At 67.7% G+C, this 15,989-nt stretch carries 18 protein-coding genes; 9 read left to right on the top strand and 9 right to left on the bottom strand.

Annotated elements, in window-relative coordinates:
• Positions 1–8 precede the first annotated feature (8 nt).
• The 4 genes from LC066_RS07225 to rpsA form a co-directional block, all read right to left on the bottom strand.
• Entirely contained in the window at positions 9–683 is a 675-nt protein-coding gene (locus tag LC066_RS07225) for a phosphoribosylanthranilate isomerase (protein WP_224897591.1), read from the bottom strand.
• Positions 684–794: 111 nt separating this feature from the next.
• Positions 795–1,133 (bottom strand): lipopolysaccharide assembly protein LapA domain-containing protein, encoded by a 339-nt coding sequence (locus LC066_RS07220; RefSeq protein ID WP_222477200.1) that lies wholly within the window; start codon positions 1,131–1,133, stop codon positions 795–797.
• On the bottom strand, positions 1,130–1,420 hold the full coding sequence (ihfB, locus tag LC066_RS07215; RefSeq protein WP_222477199.1) for an integration host factor subunit beta: 291 nt from the start codon (positions 1,418–1,420) through the stop codon (positions 1,130–1,132). Before ihfB ends, LC066_RS07220 begins: the two co-directional genes overlap by 4 nt.
• 367 nt (positions 1,421–1,787) lie before the next feature.
• Entirely contained in the window at positions 1,788–3,470 is a 1,683-nt protein-coding gene (rpsA, locus tag LC066_RS07210) for a 30S ribosomal protein S1 (RefSeq protein ID WP_222477198.1), read from the bottom strand.
• A 336-nt stretch (positions 3,471–3,806) separates the two neighbouring features.
• Here rpsA and LC066_RS07205 point away from each other — a divergent pair, with 336 nt between their 5' ends.
• Both LC066_RS07205 and LC066_RS07200 read left to right on the top strand, forming a co-directional pair.
• Positions 3,807–4,883 carry a GSCFA domain-containing protein gene (locus LC066_RS07205; protein ID WP_224897589.1) on the top strand — a complete coding sequence of 359 codons (1,077 nt, stop codon included), beginning with the start codon at positions 3,807–3,809 and terminating at the stop codon, positions 4,881–4,883.
• Positions 4,880–5,713, top strand: a complete 834-nt coding sequence (locus LC066_RS07200; protein WP_224897588.1) for a hypothetical protein — start codon at positions 4,880–4,882, stop codon at positions 5,711–5,713. Before LC066_RS07205 ends, LC066_RS07200 begins: the two co-directional genes overlap by 4 nt.
• 80 nt (positions 5,714–5,793) lie before the next feature.
• Here the strand turns inward: LC066_RS07200 and LC066_RS07195 are convergent, their stop codons facing one another.
• A complete protein-coding gene (locus tag LC066_RS07195) occupies positions 5,794–6,078 on the bottom strand; it encodes a DUF6525 family protein (protein ID WP_224897586.1) in 285 nt (94 codons plus the stop codon).
• Between the two features lie 14 nt (positions 6,079–6,092).
• Entirely contained in the window at positions 6,093–7,325 is a 1,233-nt protein-coding gene (locus LC066_RS07190) for a GTP-binding protein (protein ID WP_224897584.1), read from the bottom strand.
• 105 nt (positions 7,326–7,430) lie between these two features.
• Between LC066_RS07190 and LC066_RS07185 the strand changes: the two genes are divergently transcribed.
• The 6 genes from LC066_RS07185 (at position 7,431) to LC066_RS07160 (ending at position 13,664) form a co-directional block, all read left to right on the top strand.
• On the top strand, positions 7,431–8,096 hold the full coding sequence (locus tag LC066_RS07185) for an SDR family NAD(P)-dependent oxidoreductase (protein ID WP_224897582.1): 666 nt from the start codon (positions 7,431–7,433) through the stop codon (positions 8,094–8,096).
• Between the two features lie 83 nt (positions 8,097–8,179).
• Entirely contained in the window at positions 8,180–9,520 is a 1,341-nt protein-coding gene (gene aroA / locus LC066_RS07180; RefSeq protein ID WP_224897580.1) for a 3-phosphoshikimate 1-carboxyvinyltransferase, read from the top strand.
• Positions 9,517–10,008, top strand: a complete 492-nt coding sequence (locus LC066_RS07175) for a hypothetical protein (RefSeq protein WP_224897578.1) — start codon at positions 9,517–9,519, stop codon at positions 10,006–10,008. The genes aroA and LC066_RS07175 overlap by 4 nt, the downstream gene beginning before the upstream one ends.
• 79 nt (positions 10,009–10,087) lie before the next feature.
• Positions 10,088–10,699: a (d)CMP kinase gene (locus LC066_RS07170; RefSeq protein WP_224897576.1), complete on the top strand. Its 612-nt coding sequence runs from the start codon at positions 10,088–10,090 to the stop codon at positions 10,697–10,699.
• A gap of 333 nt (positions 10,700–11,032) precedes the next feature.
• Entirely contained in the window at positions 11,033–11,665 is a 633-nt protein-coding gene (locus LC066_RS07165) for an NAD(P)H-dependent oxidoreductase (protein WP_224897574.1), read from the top strand.
• 418 nt (positions 11,666–12,083) lie between these two features.
• Positions 12,084–13,664, top strand: coding sequence for a 2-isopropylmalate synthase (locus LC066_RS07160; RefSeq protein ID WP_224897563.1), 1,581 nt, complete (start codon positions 12,084–12,086; stop codon positions 13,662–13,664).
• 81 nt (positions 13,665–13,745) lie between these two features.
• Here LC066_RS07160 and LC066_RS07155 read toward each other — a convergent pair whose 3' ends face one another.
• Genes LC066_RS07155 through LC066_RS07145 form a run of 3 tightly spaced genes read right to left on the bottom strand, consistent with a single transcriptional unit; the run spans position 13,746 to position 15,349 of the window.
• Positions 13,746–13,925, bottom strand: a complete 180-nt coding sequence (locus LC066_RS07155; RefSeq protein ID WP_224897561.1) for a hypothetical protein — start codon at positions 13,923–13,925, stop codon at positions 13,746–13,748.
• A 24-nt stretch (positions 13,926–13,949) separates the two neighbouring features.
• On the bottom strand, positions 13,950–14,378 hold the full coding sequence (locus LC066_RS07150) for a hypothetical protein (RefSeq protein ID WP_224897559.1): 429 nt from the start codon (positions 14,376–14,378) through the stop codon (positions 13,950–13,952).
• 8 nt (positions 14,379–14,386) lie between these two features.
• Entirely contained in the window at positions 14,387–15,349 is a 963-nt protein-coding gene (locus LC066_RS07145) for a DUF808 domain-containing protein (protein ID WP_224897557.1), read from the bottom strand.
• Between the two features lie 234 nt (positions 15,350–15,583).
• Between LC066_RS07145 and LC066_RS07140 the strand changes: the two genes are divergently transcribed.
• Positions 15,584–15,970, top strand: a complete 387-nt coding sequence (locus tag LC066_RS07140; RefSeq protein WP_224897555.1) for an acyl-CoA thioesterase — start codon at positions 15,584–15,586, stop codon at positions 15,968–15,970.
• Positions 15,971–15,989: the final 19 nt, after the last annotated feature.

The following is a 15,989-nucleotide window of genomic DNA, read 5'->3' as shown; positions in this document are numbered from 1 at the left end:
CAGACGGCTTAGACGGCGGCGAGGGCCGCGGCGGTGAAGGCGGCGATCTTCTTCGCGTCCTTCTCGCCCGGGGCGGCTTCGACACCGGAACTGACATCAACCTGGCGCGCGCCGGTCAGGCGGATCGCCTCGGCCACGTTGTCGGGGTTCAGGCCCCCGGCCAGCATCCAGGGCGCCTTCCAGGTGCGGCCCGCGATCAGGCGCCAGTCGAAGGACAAGCCGTTGCCGCCGGGCAGGTCGGCACCCTTGGGGGCCTTGGCATCGACCAGCACCTGGTCGGCGACCTCCTCGTAATCCGCCAGGGCGGCAAGGTCGGCCTCCTCGGCCACGCCCACGGCCTTCATCACCGGCAGGCCGGTCCGGGCACGCACCTCGGCCACCCGTTCGGGGCTTTCCTTGCCGTGAAGCTGAATCATGTCCAGCGGCACCGCGTCGGTGACGGCCTGCAGCAGCGCATCGTCGGGGTTCACCATCAGCGCAACCTTCGCCAGCCCCAGAGGCGCCTCGACAGCCAGGGCACGGGCGGTCTCGATCTCGACGTGGCGGGGGCTCTTGGGGAAGAAGACGAAGCCACCGTAGACGGCGCCGGCGCGCGCCGCGGCCTCGACATCGGCAGGGCGCGTCAGCCCGCAGATCTTCACGCGGACGGCAGGGGCACGGTTGGGCTGGACGAGCACGGGCATGGGGCACCTCGGAAACGAAAGACCGCCGGGCGCACAAGCGCCGGCGGTCCGGTCCTACACCTGACGGCGGGGCGTGACCAGCGCGAGGGGAACGCCCTCACGCCGCGTGGATCACTCCAGCAGCGCCAGGACATCGTCCTGGCCGTGCTTCTCGCCCTTCAGCTTCTTCACTTCGCGCTTCAGCTTGTGGGCCTCGCGCGACTGGCGACGGGCCTCGGCGCGGTGCTTGTGCTCGCGCATCCATTCCCAGAGGAAACCGATCAGCAGGCCCACGACGATACCGCCGAAGATCACCGCGTAGAGCGGCAGCGTGATCCCGGTGTTGAAGGCAAAGATGTCGGCCAGACCTTCGGGCAGAAGCGTCAGCTCCACCGGCTGGCGGTTCCCCAGGGCGACGGCGACCAGCGCGATGGCGATCACGGCCCAGATGGCGTAGCGGATGTATTTCATTCGTCGGCATTCCCGTTCAGGCGATCGCGCAGCAGCTTGCCGGTCTTGAAGAACGGCACGTGCTTCTCCTCGACCTCAACGGCGTCACCCGTTCGCGGGTTCCGCCCGGTGCGCGCCTCGCGCTTCTTCACCGAGAAGGCGCCGAAGCCGCGCAGTTCCACGCGGTTGCCGCGCGCCATGGCCTCGGTGATCTCCTCGAAGATCGTGTTCACGATCCGCTCCACGTCCCGTTGATACAGGTGCGGATTCTCATCTGCGATTTTCTGGATCAGTTCAGAACGGATCATCTGGTTATGTCTCCCCGAGCGATGGTCTTTTTTTCACACCATGTTCCGGGAATATAAGAGCTTTCCGGCGACACGGGAACAAGAGAGACGTCTTGTGAGGGGGCAATTTCCGCAGAAATCCGGCGGTTCGGCGCCTTTCCCCGCGCTCGCGGCGCGGCTTTTTCCGGCAAAGGCGGCGCGGGCGCGATGCTGCGCTGCAGCCAAGAGATTGATTCGCCAAGGTTTATGACCCCCTTCGAATCCCTGCCTCGGCAGTCAAATCTAACTCCGAAAATCGAAGACGGTCAGGCACGCCCCGATCCGGCCACGAAAAAGGCCCCGCGCAAAACGCGGGGCCTTCCTGTCTTTCGCACGGTGGGTGCGATCCTTACTCGTCGTCGCCTTTCAGCGCGGCGCCCAGGATGTCGCCCAGCGATGCACCGGAGTCGGAGGAACCGTACTGTTCCACGGCCTCTTTCTCTTCGGCGATCTCGCGCGCCTTGATCGACAGACCAAGACGACGGGACTTGCTGTCCACGTTGGTCACGCGCACGTCGACGTGGTCACCGACCGAGAAGCGCTCGGGGCGCTGTTCGGCACGGTCACGCGACAGGTCGGAGCGGCGGATGAAGGACTTCATGCCTTCATATTCCACTTCGATGCCGCCGTCTTCGATCGCCGTCACGTTGACCGTGATGATCGAACCGCGCTTCACGCCACCAACGGCTTCGGCGAACTTGTCGCCGCCGACGTTCTTGATGGACAGCGAGATGCGTTCCTTGTCGATGTCGACTTCGGAAACCACGGCCTGGACCATGTCGCCCTTGCGGTAGTTCTGGATGGCGTCTTCGCCACGCTCGTCCCAGCTGAGGTCGGACAGGTGAACCATGCCGTCGATGTCGCCCGGCAGGCCGACGAACAGACCGAATTCGGTGATGTTCTTGACTTCGCCTTCGACAACGGTGCCCTCGGGGTGGGTCTCGGAGAAGACTTCCCACGGGTTACGCATGGTCTGCTTGAGACCCAGCGAAACGCGGCGCTTGGCCTGGTCGATTTCCAGCACCATGACGTCCACTTCCTGCGAGGTGGAGACGATCTTGCCGGGGTGCACGTTCTTCTTGGTCCAGGACATTTCGGACACGTGAACCAGACCTTCGACGCCCGGCTCCAGCTCGACGAATGCACCGTAGTCGGTGATGTTCGTCACGCGGCCGGCGTGGACGGAACCCAGCGGGTACTTGGCGGCGACCAGATCCCACGGATCTTCCTGCAGCTGCTTCATGCCCAGGCTGATACGGTGGGTTTCCTTGTTGATCTTGATGACCTGGACCTTGACGGTCTCGCCGATCGACAGGATCTCCGAGGGGTGGTTGACGCGGCGCCATGCCATGTCGGTGACGTGCAGCAGGCCGTCCACACCGCCCAGGTCGACGAAGGCGCCGTACTCGGTGATGTTCTTGACCACGCCTTCCACGGCCTGACCTTCCTGCAGGTTCGAGATGACCTCGGCACGCTGCTCGGCACGGGACTCTTCGAGGATCGCACGACGCGACACCACGATGTTGCCGCGACGGCGGTCCATCTTCAGGATCTGGAACGGCTGCTTCAGACCCATCAGCGGGCCGGCATCGCGCACGGGGCGCACATCGACTTGGGAGCCGGGCAGGAAGGCCACGGCACCGCCCAGGTCGACGGTGAAGCCACCCTTGACGCGACCGAAGATCGCACCTTCGACGCGCTGGTCGTCGGCATAGGCTTTTTCCAGACGGTCCCAGGCTTCTTCGCGGCGGGCCATCTCGCGGGAGATGACGGCTTCGCCACGGGCGTTCTCGGCAGCGCGCAGGTAGACCTCGACCTCGTCACCGACGGAGATCTCGGGCGCTTCACCGGGGTTCGCGAATTCTTTCAGCTCGACGCGGCCTTCCATCTTGTAGCCGACGTCGATGATGGCCTGGCCCGCTTCGATCGCGATGACCTTGCCTTTGACAACCGAACCTTCGTTCGGGGTGTCCATTTCGAAGCTTTCGTTCAGGAGGGCTTCGAATTCCTCCATCGATGTGTTCTGAGCCATGTGGTCTCTGGTGTCCTAACGTATATCGCTATGCTGGCCGAGCGGTTGTCTCCGCCGGTCTTGGGGTTGGTCATTTGGGTCACCGCAAAACAAAGAGGGCCGGTTTAGTCCCGACCCCTGCTCGATCCTTCGTTGCGCGGCGTTTACGCCTGTCGACGCCGGGGGAGGTAGCCAAGACGGGCCTGCAAATCAAGGGAAAAGCGACTCCATGCCCGCTCTGGGCGGGTTTTACCGGGCCTTCATGGCGCTGGCAGCAGTCGCGGCCCGAGCCGTGTTAACCCGATTGAAACCGATTCCCCGCTTGGCTTGGGACAGATCCCAGCGAAGGGCGACGAGATGACATCCCCCTATGACCAGGCTCCTCCCTCGGCCTTCTGGAGCCGGACCGCCGCCCGGCGCGCGGCCGACGAGGTGGCAGATTTCTACCAGCCCCGGCATCGGATCACCCGGGCCGACCCCATCGCCACCGCCGGATCCTGCTTCGCCCAGCACGTCGGGCGCACCCTGCGCGAGCAGGGGTTCAAGGTGCTGGATGCCGAACCGCTGCCGCCCATCGTGCCGCGCGACATCGCACAGACCTGGGGCTACGGCCTCTATTCCGGGCGCTACGGCAACATCTACACGATCCGCCAGATGCGACAGCTGCTGGAGGAGGCCTTTGCCGACCGGCGGCCCGCCGAGCGGGTCTGGTCCGGCTTCGGCGCCGCCGAGGGGCGGTTCTTCGATGCGCAGCGCCCGGGCGTCGATCCCGGGGGCATGCCCGATGCGGCAACGGTGCTGCGGCACCGCGCCTTCCACCTGTCCCGGCTGCGAGACCTGTTTACAAAGGCACGGCTGCTGGTCTTCACCTTCGGCCTGACCGAGGCCTGGATGAGCGCCGATGGCGCCACCGTCTTTCCCACCGCGCCAGGCACGCTGGCCGGCGAATACGACCCCGCGCGCTACCGCTTCCACAACTTCCGCTTTGCCGAGATGGTGGAGGATTTCCTCGCCGTCCGCAGCCTTCTGCGCGGGCTGGCGCCCGATTACCGCTTTCTGGTCACCGTCTCGCCCGTGCCGCTGACGGCCACCGCGACCGACCAGCACGTCGAGGTCGCCACCAGCCGCTCGAAGTCCCTGCTGCGCGCCGTCTGTGCCGAACTTTACGAGACGCTGGAGGATGTCGACTACTTCCCCAGCTACGAGATCATCACCGCCCAGGCGGCGCGCGGCAGTTTCTACCGGCCCAACCTGCGCTCGGTCTCCGAGGAAGGGGTGGCCACCGCCATGGGCGCCTTCCTGGCCGCCCAGACCGGCGAGGCGGCCGCCCCGGCGGTTCAGCGCACCCCGGGCATTTCGCCCAGCCCGGCCCCGGCCAGCGAGGAAGATGTGATCTGCGAGGAGATGCTGCTGGAAAGGTTCGCCGGACAATGACCCAACCGACCGTCCCGCCGCGCATCCTGGTGCTGGGATCCTCCCATACCGTCGCCCTGAAGGAGGGGCATGCCCGCCTGCCCGCGGATCTGCGGGCGGCGCTGGACGTGACCTTCTTCGCGCTCGGCGGCAGCCTGATTTCCCACTATACCGTCGATGCCACCGGCCGCTTTCGCCTGCGCGACGACGTGGCCCCGGCGCTGGCCTCGCAATGTCGCGAACAGGCCCGGGCGATCAATGACGGCGCCGAGGAGGTCGACCTGGCCCCCTTCGACGTGATCTGCCTCGCGGGCACCTTCAACGGGCTGGACCCGATGATCCGCCTGCTGCCCCAGGTGGGGGTCGACGGCATGCACGACCCCGACACGGCCGCCGCGCGCGGCACCCTGCTGTCACCAGAGGCCCTGGAGGGGATCGCCGCGCGGATGATCGACCGGGCGATCCCGGCCTGGGATTTCACCGCGCTGGCGGGCAAGCGGCTGTTCGTCATGTCCCCGCCCCAGCCCTTCGAGAAGGTCCTGCGGCCGGAGGTCGGCGGACGCCTCGGCGCCCAGATCGCGGAAGAGATCCAGTCCAACCCCGCCTATGTGCCCTGCATCCAGGCCTACCTGGCCGATCTGACCGAGGCCCTGCAGGCGCGCGCCGGGATGACCCTCCTGCCGCAGCCGCCCGAGACCCTCTCTCCGCATGGCATCCTGTCTGCGGACAGCTATGCCGACGGGGCGAAGCGGATCGGCGGCGGCGACCAGCCCGACCGCGACTTCCTGCACGGCAATGCCCGTTGGGGAGAGCTGTTCTGGACCCGCTTCGCCCCGCTCTGCGCCGCCTGAGATCAAGGTGCATCGGGGCCAAGCCTGCGCGCCCGGCCCCGTCCGGGCACCCCGGTCCCGGGACGGCGCCCGCTGAGGCCTCACCCCGGCGCGATCCCGTCCCGGGTCAGGCGCTGCTGCTCGACCGCCGAAAGGCGCGCCAGGGCGGCGGCCTCATCCCCGCCGTTTTCCGCCAGGGCACGGGTGTAGACGCGCCGCACCGAGCGGGCCGACCAGGGCAGCGCGGCCTCGGCCAGCCAACCGCGCAGGACAGGAGGCAGTTGGTCAAACTCCGCCATCGGATCCGCCGCCCGTCGGCGCCGCGCCAGCCCCGTGCGCAGGTTGCCATCCGCGCGCTGCCGCATGTCCGTCTGTCGTCCGCCCATGGGTGCCCCCGGTCTCATCCGGCCCGGCGCCAGCCGGGGAAGGGATCGGGAAGGCTCGCCCAGGCCTTCGGGGTGAAATCCTCATCCGGCATCAACGCCGCGTCCAACGCCGCGGTGATTGCCGCGCGGTCCAGACCCGCCCCGATGAAGACCAGTTCCTGCCGGCGATCGCCCCAGGGCTCGGCCCAGTGCTGCGCCAGATAGGCGCGAGCCTGGGGATGATCGGGCCGCCGTGCCTCGGGCACCGTGGCCCACCACTGACCAAGCGGCGCCACGCGGCTGAGCGCGCCCGCCAGAGAGAACTCCGCCAGCCAGTCGGGGCGCGTGGCGATCCAGAAATGCCCCTTGGCGCGGATCACCCCGGGCAGCGGCCCATTCAGCACCGCGTGCAGCCTTTCCGGGTGGAAGGGCCGCCGGGCCCGGTAAACGAAGGAGCTGACGCCGTACTCCTCCGTCTCGGGCACATGGTCGGTGAAACCGTAAAGCTCCTTCGCCCAGAGCGGATGGTCGTGGGCCGTCTCGAAATCAAACAGCCCGGTGTCGAAGATCCGTCCCTGGTCGACCCGGCCGAAATCCGTTTCCAGGATCTGCGCATCGGGGTTCAGGGCGGTGACGATGGCCCGCGCCGCCCCCAGCCGGTCGGGACCGGCATCGCTGACCTTGTTCAGCACCACCACATCCGCGAACTCGATCTGATCGACCAGCAGATCGACCAGCGTGCGATCGTCCGCCTCGCCCAGGCTTTCACCCCGGTCGCGAATGAAATCATGGCTGGAATAGTCGTTCAGCAGGTTCACCGTATCGACCACGGTCACCATCGTATCCAGCCGCGCCACGTCCGACAGGCTGTCCCCGGCCTCGTCGCGAAACTCGAAGGTGGCGGCGACGGGCAGCGGCTCGGCAATGCCGGTGGATTCGATCAGCAGGTAGTCGAACCGCCCCTCGGCGGCCAGGCGGCGGACCTCGGTCAGCAGATCATCCCGCAGGGTGCAGCAGATGCAGCCGTTGGTCATCTCGACCAGCTTCTCGTCCGTATGGCTCAGCGCCGCCTCGCCGCCGCGCACCAGGTCGGCGTCGATGTTCACCTCGGACATATCGTTGACGATGACCGCCACGCGTCGCCCCTCGCGGTTGGTCAGCACGTCGTTCAGAAGGGTGGTCTTGCCCGCCCCGAGAAAGCCCGACAGCACGGTAACGGGCAGGCGCGGGTCGGTGGGGGCGGAGGTATTGGAGGGGCCGCGCGGCATTTGGATCTCCCGATTTACGTTACTGTATAACATTACATATCCAAATCCTCCCCCGGACTGCAATCCCTCATTGATCCGCTCGGCCCTGCGGGGCGTACCCTTGCCATGGAAAACGCACTTATCCTCGGCGCCTCGGGCGGGATCGGCGCGGCGCTGGCCGCGGCACTGGAAACGACCGGCACCCGCGTCACCTGCCTGTCGCGCAGCGCGGACGGCTTCGACGTGACCGACGAGGCCTCGGTTGCGGCACACCTCGGCGCGCTCGACCCCGGCTTCGACCTGATCTTCTGCGCCACCGGCGGGCTGCAGATCGGCGACCATGGGCCGGAAAAGGCCCTGTCGCAGCTCACGCCGGAGGCGATGGCGGCGCAATACGCGCTGAATTGCATCGGCCCGGCGATGATGCTGAAACACTCCACACGGCTGCTGCCCCGCGACCGGCCTGCGCGTTTCGCCGCGCTGTCGGCCCGGATCGGGTCCATCGGGGACAACCGGCTGGGTGGCTGGACCAGCTACCGCGCGGCGAAGGCGGCGCTGAACCAGGTGATCCGCTGCGGCGCGGTGGAACTGGGCCGCACCCACCCCCAGGCGACCTGTGTGGCGCTGCATCCGGGCACCGTGGCCACGGACCTGACGCGGAAATACCTGGGCCGCCATCCCTCGGTTTCGCCCGAAGAGGCCGCCCAGCGCCTGCTGTCGGTGCTGGCGGGACTGACCGCCGCCGACTCGGGAGGCTTCTTCGACCAGCACGGCACACCCGTGCCCTTCTGAGCCCGCGCCGCGTGCCCTCTGAATTGGCGTGACCCGCTTCCTCGCTTGCGCTATCAGACCCGCGCAAGATGCGAGGAGTTCCCATGTCCGCCCACGGCGCCCCCAAACCGATGACCGCCCGCGCCTCCGGCCCGCTGCAAGGCGAGGCCCATGTGCCCGGCGACAAGTCCATCAGCCACCGCGCGCTGATCTTCGGCGCCATGGCCGTGGGGGAAACAAACATCTCCGGCCTGCTGGAAGGTCAGGACGTGCTGGACACTGCCAAGGCGATGCAGAGCTTCGGGGCCACCGTGGAAAACCTCGGCGACGGCAACTGGCGGGTGCATGGCGTGGGCACCGGCGGCTTTGCCGAGCCCGATCACGTGATCGACTGCGGCAACTCGGGCACCGGGGTGCGGCTGATCATGGGCGCGGTCGCCACCTGCCCGATCTCGGTCACCTTCACCGGCGATGCCTCGCTGAACGCGCGCCCCATGGCGCGGGTCACCGATCCGCTGGCGCTTTTTGGCACGCGGGCCGTCGGCCGCGCGGGCGGGCGCCTTCCGCTGACCCTCGTGGGTGCGCAGAACCCGGTGCCGGTGCGCTACACCACCCCCGTCCCCTCGGCCCAGGTGAAATCCGCCGTGTTGCTGGCGGGCCTCAACACCCCCGGCGAAACCGTGGTGATCGAGAAGGAGGCCACCCGCGACCATACGGAGCGGATGCTGGCGGGTTTCGGTGCCGAGATCACCACCGAAGAGACCGACGAAGGTCACGTCATCACCCTGACGGGCCAGCCGGAGCTGAAACCGCAGACCATCGTGGTCCCCCGCGACCCAAGCTCTGCCGCCTTCCCGGTCTGTGCCGCGCTGATCACGCCAGGTTCCGACGTGCTGGTGCCCAACATCGGGTTGAACCCGACCCGCGCGGGCCTCTTCACCACGCTGAAGGAGATGGGCGCCGACCTGACCTACGAGAACCTGCGCGAAGAGGGGGGCGAGCCTGTGGCCGATCTGCGCGCCCGTTATTCGCCCGCGATACAGGGGATCGACGTGCCCCCCGCCCGCGCCGCCTCGATGATCGACGAATACCCGGTGCTGTCGGTCGTGGCCGCCAATGCCACGGGCACCACCCGGATGACCGGGGTGAAGGAGCTGCGGGTGAAGGAAAGCGACCGCATCGACGCCATGGCGCGCGGGCTGCGCGGCAACGGCGTGACCGTGCGCGACGGCGAGGACTGGTGGGAGGTCGACGGCCTGGGCGCGGGCAACGTGCCCGGCGGCTTCACCTGCGAGACCTTCCTCGATCACCGCATCGCCATGTCCTTCCTCTGCCTCGGGCTGTCGACCCATGCGCCGGTGACGGTGGATGACGCGGGGCCGATCGCCACCTCCTTCCCCATCTTCATGGACCTGATGCGCCAGCTCGGCGCCACGCTGGAGTGATCCGGAGGGCCGGTCTTCGCTGGTCCTCCCTCGCGGTCGCGGGCCTTGTCCTGATCGCGACAGCCTGGCTCTCCTCTGCCCATGGCCCGCAGGCGGCCCCGGACCTCGACGCCTACGTGCTGGAGGTCAGCGCCCCCTTCGTGACGCTGCTGTCTCCGCCCGGCCCCATGCCTCCGTGGATGGGCGGCGCCCCCTTGCCGGTGGCCGCGCTTGCCGCCGCGGGCTGGGTCGCGCTGTGCCTGTCCCTGCCCCCGTTGATGCTCCGCCCCCTGCTGGGGCGCGGCAGCGCGGTCTTCGCACTGCCCGGCGTCGCCTTCGGCCTGGTGACCGCTCTCGGCTTCCTCGTCGCCCCCGGTGCGCCACCCCCGGCCCAGAGCAACCTGCCGGCATTGCTTTCGCAACTCTTCGCGTTCAATCTCCTGCTGATCCTGGGCGCAGGGCTGATCGCCGCCGCCGCCCTGCCGCTGCGTCGGCTGCGCCGTCGGTGACGACGGGGCGATTCGCCGTCTTCCTCTGGCCCCGTGCAGCCAGAAGCGCTAGAAAGCAGGTCCAGAAAAGGGAACGGACATGAGCTTCACCATCGCCATCGACGGGCCGGCCGCCGCCGGCAAGGGCACGATTTCCAAGGAGGTCGCGCGGCTCTTCGGGCTGGCGCACCTGGACACCGGGCTGCTGTACCGCGCCACCGGCGCCCGCCGGCTGGATGGCATGGCGCCGCTGGAGGCCGCCCAGGCCCTGCGCGCCGAGGATCTGGACCGCGACGACCTGCGCAGCCCCGACGTGGCCCGCGCCGCCTCCGAAGTGGCCGCGATCCCCGAGGTGCGCACGGCCCTGGTCGATTTCCAACGCGCCTTCGCCCGCCGGCAGGGCGGCGCCGTCCTGGACGGACGCGACATCGGCACGGTGATCTGCCCCGAGGCGGAGGTGAAGCTCTTCGTCACCGCCAGCGATTCCATCCGCGCCGACCGCCGCTACCGCGAGCTGATCGGCAAGGGCGTCGAGACCACGCCCGAGGCAGTCCTGGCCGATCTGCGCGAACGCGACGCCCGCGACAGCGCCCGCGCCACGGCGCCGCTGAAACCCGCCGCGGATGCCGTCGAACTGGACACCTCGACCATGAGCATCGAGGAAGCCGTCGCCCGCGCCTGCGAGGTGATCCGCGCGGCAATGCAGGACTAGGGCGCGCCCGCCGCCGACCCCGGCCTCTTCCCTCGACCGAGGCACAGGGCGCCCCGGCTAGTGCCCCTTCCCCCTTCCATACGCAGGCCGAAAATACTCCGGGGGAGTCGCGGCCTGCCGCGACGGGGGCAGCGCCCCCTGCCCCAAGGGATGAAAAAACCAGCGTGCGACAGACTGCGCCTGCCCTGTGCAAGGATGCGCAAAGCGCCGTTTTCCCCATGACATCAACGCATTGCCGCCAATCTCCCGTCCGGTCACCCCGCGCGATCCATTGAACTTGCCCGTTCGCTTCCGCAGATGACGGCCAGATAGCGAAACAACGGAGCTCTCCCCATGCTCAACGATGCCCTGACCTGGCGCTATGCCACCAAGAAGATGGACCCGGCGAAATCCGTCCCCGAGGAGAAGGTCGCCCAGATCGTCGAGGCGATCCAGATGGCCCCAACCTCTTCCGGCACCCAGCCCTTCGAGCTGTTCGTCGTGAAGAACCCCGAGATCCGCGCAAAGCTGCGCGAGGCCGCCTGGGACCAGGCGCAGCTGACCGACGGCTCCCACGTCCTCGTCTTTGCCGCCTGGGACAACTACACGCCCGAACGTATCGACGCCGTGCTGGCCCAGGCCGAGGCGGAACGCGGGACCAACCCCGGTCTGCAGGCCTATTACGAGCGGCTGAAATCCATGTACCTGCCCCGTCCGGCAGAGGTGAACCACGACCACGCCGCGCGCCAGGCCTATATCGCCCTTGGCTTCGCCCTGGCTGCCGCCGCCGAGCTGAAAGTGGATTCGACCCCGATGGAGGGCTTCGACGCCGCCGAGGTGGGCGCCATTCTGGGCCTGCCGGAAAAGGGCCTGCATGCCGTACTGATCCTGCCGCTGGGATACCGCGATGAAACGGGGGGCGACTGGCTGCTGCCGATGAAGAAGGTGCGCAAGCCGCTGGATGAGCTGGTGCACGAGATCGCCTGACCCCAGGCCCCTGCGAGGGGCGGAACAGCCCGCCCCTCACCCGCCGGATCAGACCGATCCGGCACAGACCTTCAGGGCCCGCAGCGGCTCGGAATCAATCTAAGTAACTGATATATATAACATTCAAGATCATCACGAGATTTGTCAGCATTACTGACCGATACGCCTTTCCCTGATCTATCAACAAACATCCGGGCGCATTTCCCGCTTTTTGCCTTCCCATCAGACGGCGCATCCGCTAAGGAAGGCCCCATGATGACCCAGGCCCATATCCCCACCGCACAGCGTCCGATCTCGGGCGCCGCTCTGGCTGCTGGCCTGCTTCTCCTAATCCGCCTCTGAGCGTGCCGTTTCGGCGCGACTCGCTCAGAGGACACGCCTTTCGCGCCCAGGCATCAGGAGAAAAGAGAGAGATCCCATGACATCGAACATCGTCCCCAGCGACCCCGGCCGCGTGCTCATTTTCGACACCACCCTGCGTGACGGCGAGCAATCGCCCGGCGCCACCATGTCCCACGAGGAAAAGCTGGAGATCGCCCAGCTTCTGGACGAGATGGGCGTCGACATCATCGAGGCCGGCTTCCCCATCGCCTCCGAGGGCGATTTCAACGCCGTGTCCGAGATCGCGAAACTGTCGAAGAACGCGACGATCTGCGGCCTCAGCCGGGCCAACTTCAAGGATATCGACCGCTGCTGGGAGGCTGTGAAACACGCCAACTCGCCGCGGATCCATACCTTCATCGGCACCTCGCCGCTGCACCGCGCGATCCCCAACCTCGACCAGGACCAGATGGCCGAGCGGATTCACGAGACGGTGACCCATGCGCGCAACCTCTGCGACAACATCCAATGGTCGCCGATGGACGCGACCCGGACCGAGCATGACTATCTCTGCCGCGTGGTCGAGATCGCCATCAAGGCCGGCGCCACCACGATCAACATCCCCGACACCGTGGGCTACACCGCGCCGAAGGAATCGGCCGAGTTGATCCGCATGCTGATCGAACGCGTGCCGGGCGCCGACGAGATCGTCTTTGCCACCCATTGTCACAACGACCTCGGCATGGCGACGGCCAACTCCCTCGCCGCCGTCGAGGCGGGCGCGCGGCAGGTGGAATGCACGATCAACGGCCTGGGCGAACGTGCCGGCAACACCGCGCTGGAAGAGGTCGCCATGGCGCTGAAAGTGCGCCACGACATCATGCCCTACACCACGGGGATCGACACGCGGAAGATCATGAACATCTCGCGCCGCGTGGCCTCGGTTTCGGGCTTCCCGGTGCAGTTCAACAAGGCCATCGTCGGCAAGAACGCCTTCGCGCATGAATCCGGCATCCACCAGGATGGTATGCTGAAGAACGCCGAGACCTTCGAGATCATGCGCCCCGAGGACGTGGGCCTGGCCGCCACCAACCTGGTGATGGGCAAGCACTCGGGCCGCGCCGCGCTGAAGGACAAGCTCAAGCAGCTTGGCGTGGAACTGGCCGACAACCAGCTGATGGATGTCTTCACCCGCTTCAAGGACCTCGCCGACCGCAAGAAGGAGGTCTACGACGACGACATCCTGGCCCTCGTGCGCGTCTCCGACGATGCGACGCCCGACTACCTGGCGCTGAAGGAGCTGACCGTGGTCTGCGGCACCGGCGGCCAGTCGGCGGACATCACCATGATGGTGGACGGCGAAGAGAAGACGGCGAAGACCACCGGCGACGGCCCCGTGGACGCGGCTTTCAACGCGGTGAAGGAGATCTTCCCGCATGAAGCCAAGCTGGAGCTTTACCAGGTCAGCGCCGTGACCAAGGGCACCGATGCCCAGGCCACCGTGTCGGTCCGCCTGAACGAGGACGGCCGCATCGTCACCGGCTCCAGCGCCGCGACGGATACCGTGGTCGCCTCGGTCGAGGCCTATATCCACGCGCTGAACCGCCTGATCCTGCGCCGTGGCAAGGTCGGCGCGGGCGCAGATTCGCGCGAGATCAGCTACAAGGACGTCAGCTGAGGCCCTGCCCACTGACCCCTGATGCGACGAAGCCGGCCCCGGGGCCGGCTTCTGTCGTTTCAGGGTCGCGGGATCGGTGGCTCAGCCGGTGGTGATGCGGAACTCCGCCGGGACGCTTTCCTCCGCCACGGTGCGGGCATTGGGCAGGTCGTTGCCCTCGACCTTCTCCCGCGCCACGGCCTCCGGCAGACCCAGGTCCAGCCAACGCGCCATCAGCCGCGCCTCCAGCACCTCCAGCGGGCAGCTCAGCTCCACCGTCACGTCGAAGAGCGGGCGCAGCCGGTCTCAGGGGGCGCGGTTCAGCAGCAGGTAGTTGCCCTCGACCAGCAGCACGCGGGTCTCGGCCGCAATGAGGCGTGCAGAGCCGCGCGACAGGTCCAGGGCCCGGTCGAAGACCGGTACTGCCAGGTCCGGCGCGCCCGGTGCCGTCAGCGCCCGCAGCGACAGGGCCAGCCCGGCGGCGTCGAAGGTCTCGGGCGCGCCCTTGCGTGCCAGCAGCCCCCGCACCTCCAGCACGCCATTGTCGTAGTGGTAGCCATCCATCGGCAGGATCTCGGTCGCCAGGCCGCGGGCGCGCAGCGCCCCGCACAGCGGCTCGACGATGGTCGACTTGCCCGCACCGGGCGGCCCGGCCAGCGCCACCACCAGCCGGCCCGCGCGCGCCTCGGCGCGCAGCGCCAGCTGCCCGGCCAGCGCGTCCGCGTCGGTCGCCACCGGGGCGGTCAATGCGCCCCCCGCGGGCGGAAGATCGGCGCGATCGCGTTGTAAAGCGCGACGATCACCGCGCCCAGAACAAGGCCGATCACCCCGTCCAGCGCCGCCGTCACGATCCATTCCACCGCGCCCTGCCATTGCTCGGCCAGGCCTGCGGCCGTACCGACGGCGACGTGATGGATGCTCTCGTAGGGCCAGTGCCAGCCCAGCTCATGCAGCCCGTGCACGATGATCGAACCCCCGACCCAGATCATCGCCGCCGTGCCCACGATCATCAGCAGCTTCAGCAGCAAGGGCATGCCCCGGACGATCATCCGCCCCAGCCAGCGGGTGATCCCCAGCCGCCCGGAGGAGGCCATCAGCAGACCCAGATCATCGGCCTTCACGATCACCGCCACGGCGCCATAGACCACCAGGGTGATCAGAACACCGGCCACCGCGAGCGCCCCGGCCTCCATCCAGAAGGACAGGTCGGGCGGCAGGGCCGAGAGGGTGATCGTCATAATCTCCGCCGAGAGGATGAAATCCGTCTTGATGGCGCCCTGCACCTTCTGCTCTTCCAGACCGATCTCGCCGTGGGTCTTCTTCTCCACCTGCTCGTCGATGTCATGGTGGGCCGGGCTGATCACGTGCCAGACCTTCTCCGCCCCCTCGAAACTCAGGTAGGCGCCGCCGATCATCAGCAGCGGATAGATCAGCATCGGCGCGAAGGCCGCCAGCAGCAGGGCCACGGGCAACAGCAGCACCAGCTTGTTGAACAGCGAGCCGCGCGCGATCTTCCACACGATCGGCAGTTCGCGCTCGGCCGAGAAGCCCTGCACGTATTTCGGCGTCACCGCCGCGTCGTCGATCAGCGCGCCCGTCGCCTTGGTCGAGGCCTTCACCGCCTGTCCCACCACGTCGTCCACAGACGATGCCGCCACCTTGGCGATGGCCGCCACATCATCGAGAAGTGCCAGAAGTCCGCTCATGCCGTTCCCTCTCTGCCTCGCGCGGAAGATAGCGCGAGGGGCGGCCAGTACCACCTGAAATCGCCCCGCGCCATGGCGACCGGGCGAAGGGGCGCCGAATTGCCCAGCCATTCCCGCCGCTTGGCCAGCCGCGCTGGCCTTGGGATGCATAACACCCTTGCAGGCGCCGCGCCTGTACCTTCGCCGGATCAGGGCCTATTCCGACGCCGGGGAGGGCAGCAACGGAGGCCCGAGATGCCGGACCAAACGCCCGAGGGAATGGAACTGACCCTCAGAACCCTGGCCATGCCGGCCGACACCAATGCCGCCGGCGACATCTTCGGCGGCTGGGTCATGTCCCAGATGGACCTGGCCGCGGCGATCCGCGCCAACGAGCGCAGCAATGGCCGCACCGTGACCATCGCCGCCGATCAGATCGTGTTCAAGAAGCCGGTGAAGGTGGGCGATACCCTGTGCGTCTACACCGCCGTCGATCACGTGGGCCGTACCTCCATGGTGATCCGGATCGAGGTCTGGGCCCGCCGCGCCTATGCCGCCGTGCGCGAGCATGTGACCGAGGCGAAATTCACCATGGTTGCCGTCGACGAAGCCGGCAAGTCGCGCCCCGTCGACCCGGCCTGAAGCCCAACGGGGTCCGGTC

Source organism: Pseudooceanicola marinus, assembly GCF_020177265.1.
Taxonomy (GTDB): domain Bacteria; phylum Pseudomonadota; class Alphaproteobacteria; order Rhodobacterales; family Rhodobacteraceae; genus Pseudooceanicola; species Pseudooceanicola marinus_A.
The sequence above is the reverse complement of the archived record's forward strand: the minus strand, read 5'-3'. Positions and strand labels throughout refer to the sequence as shown.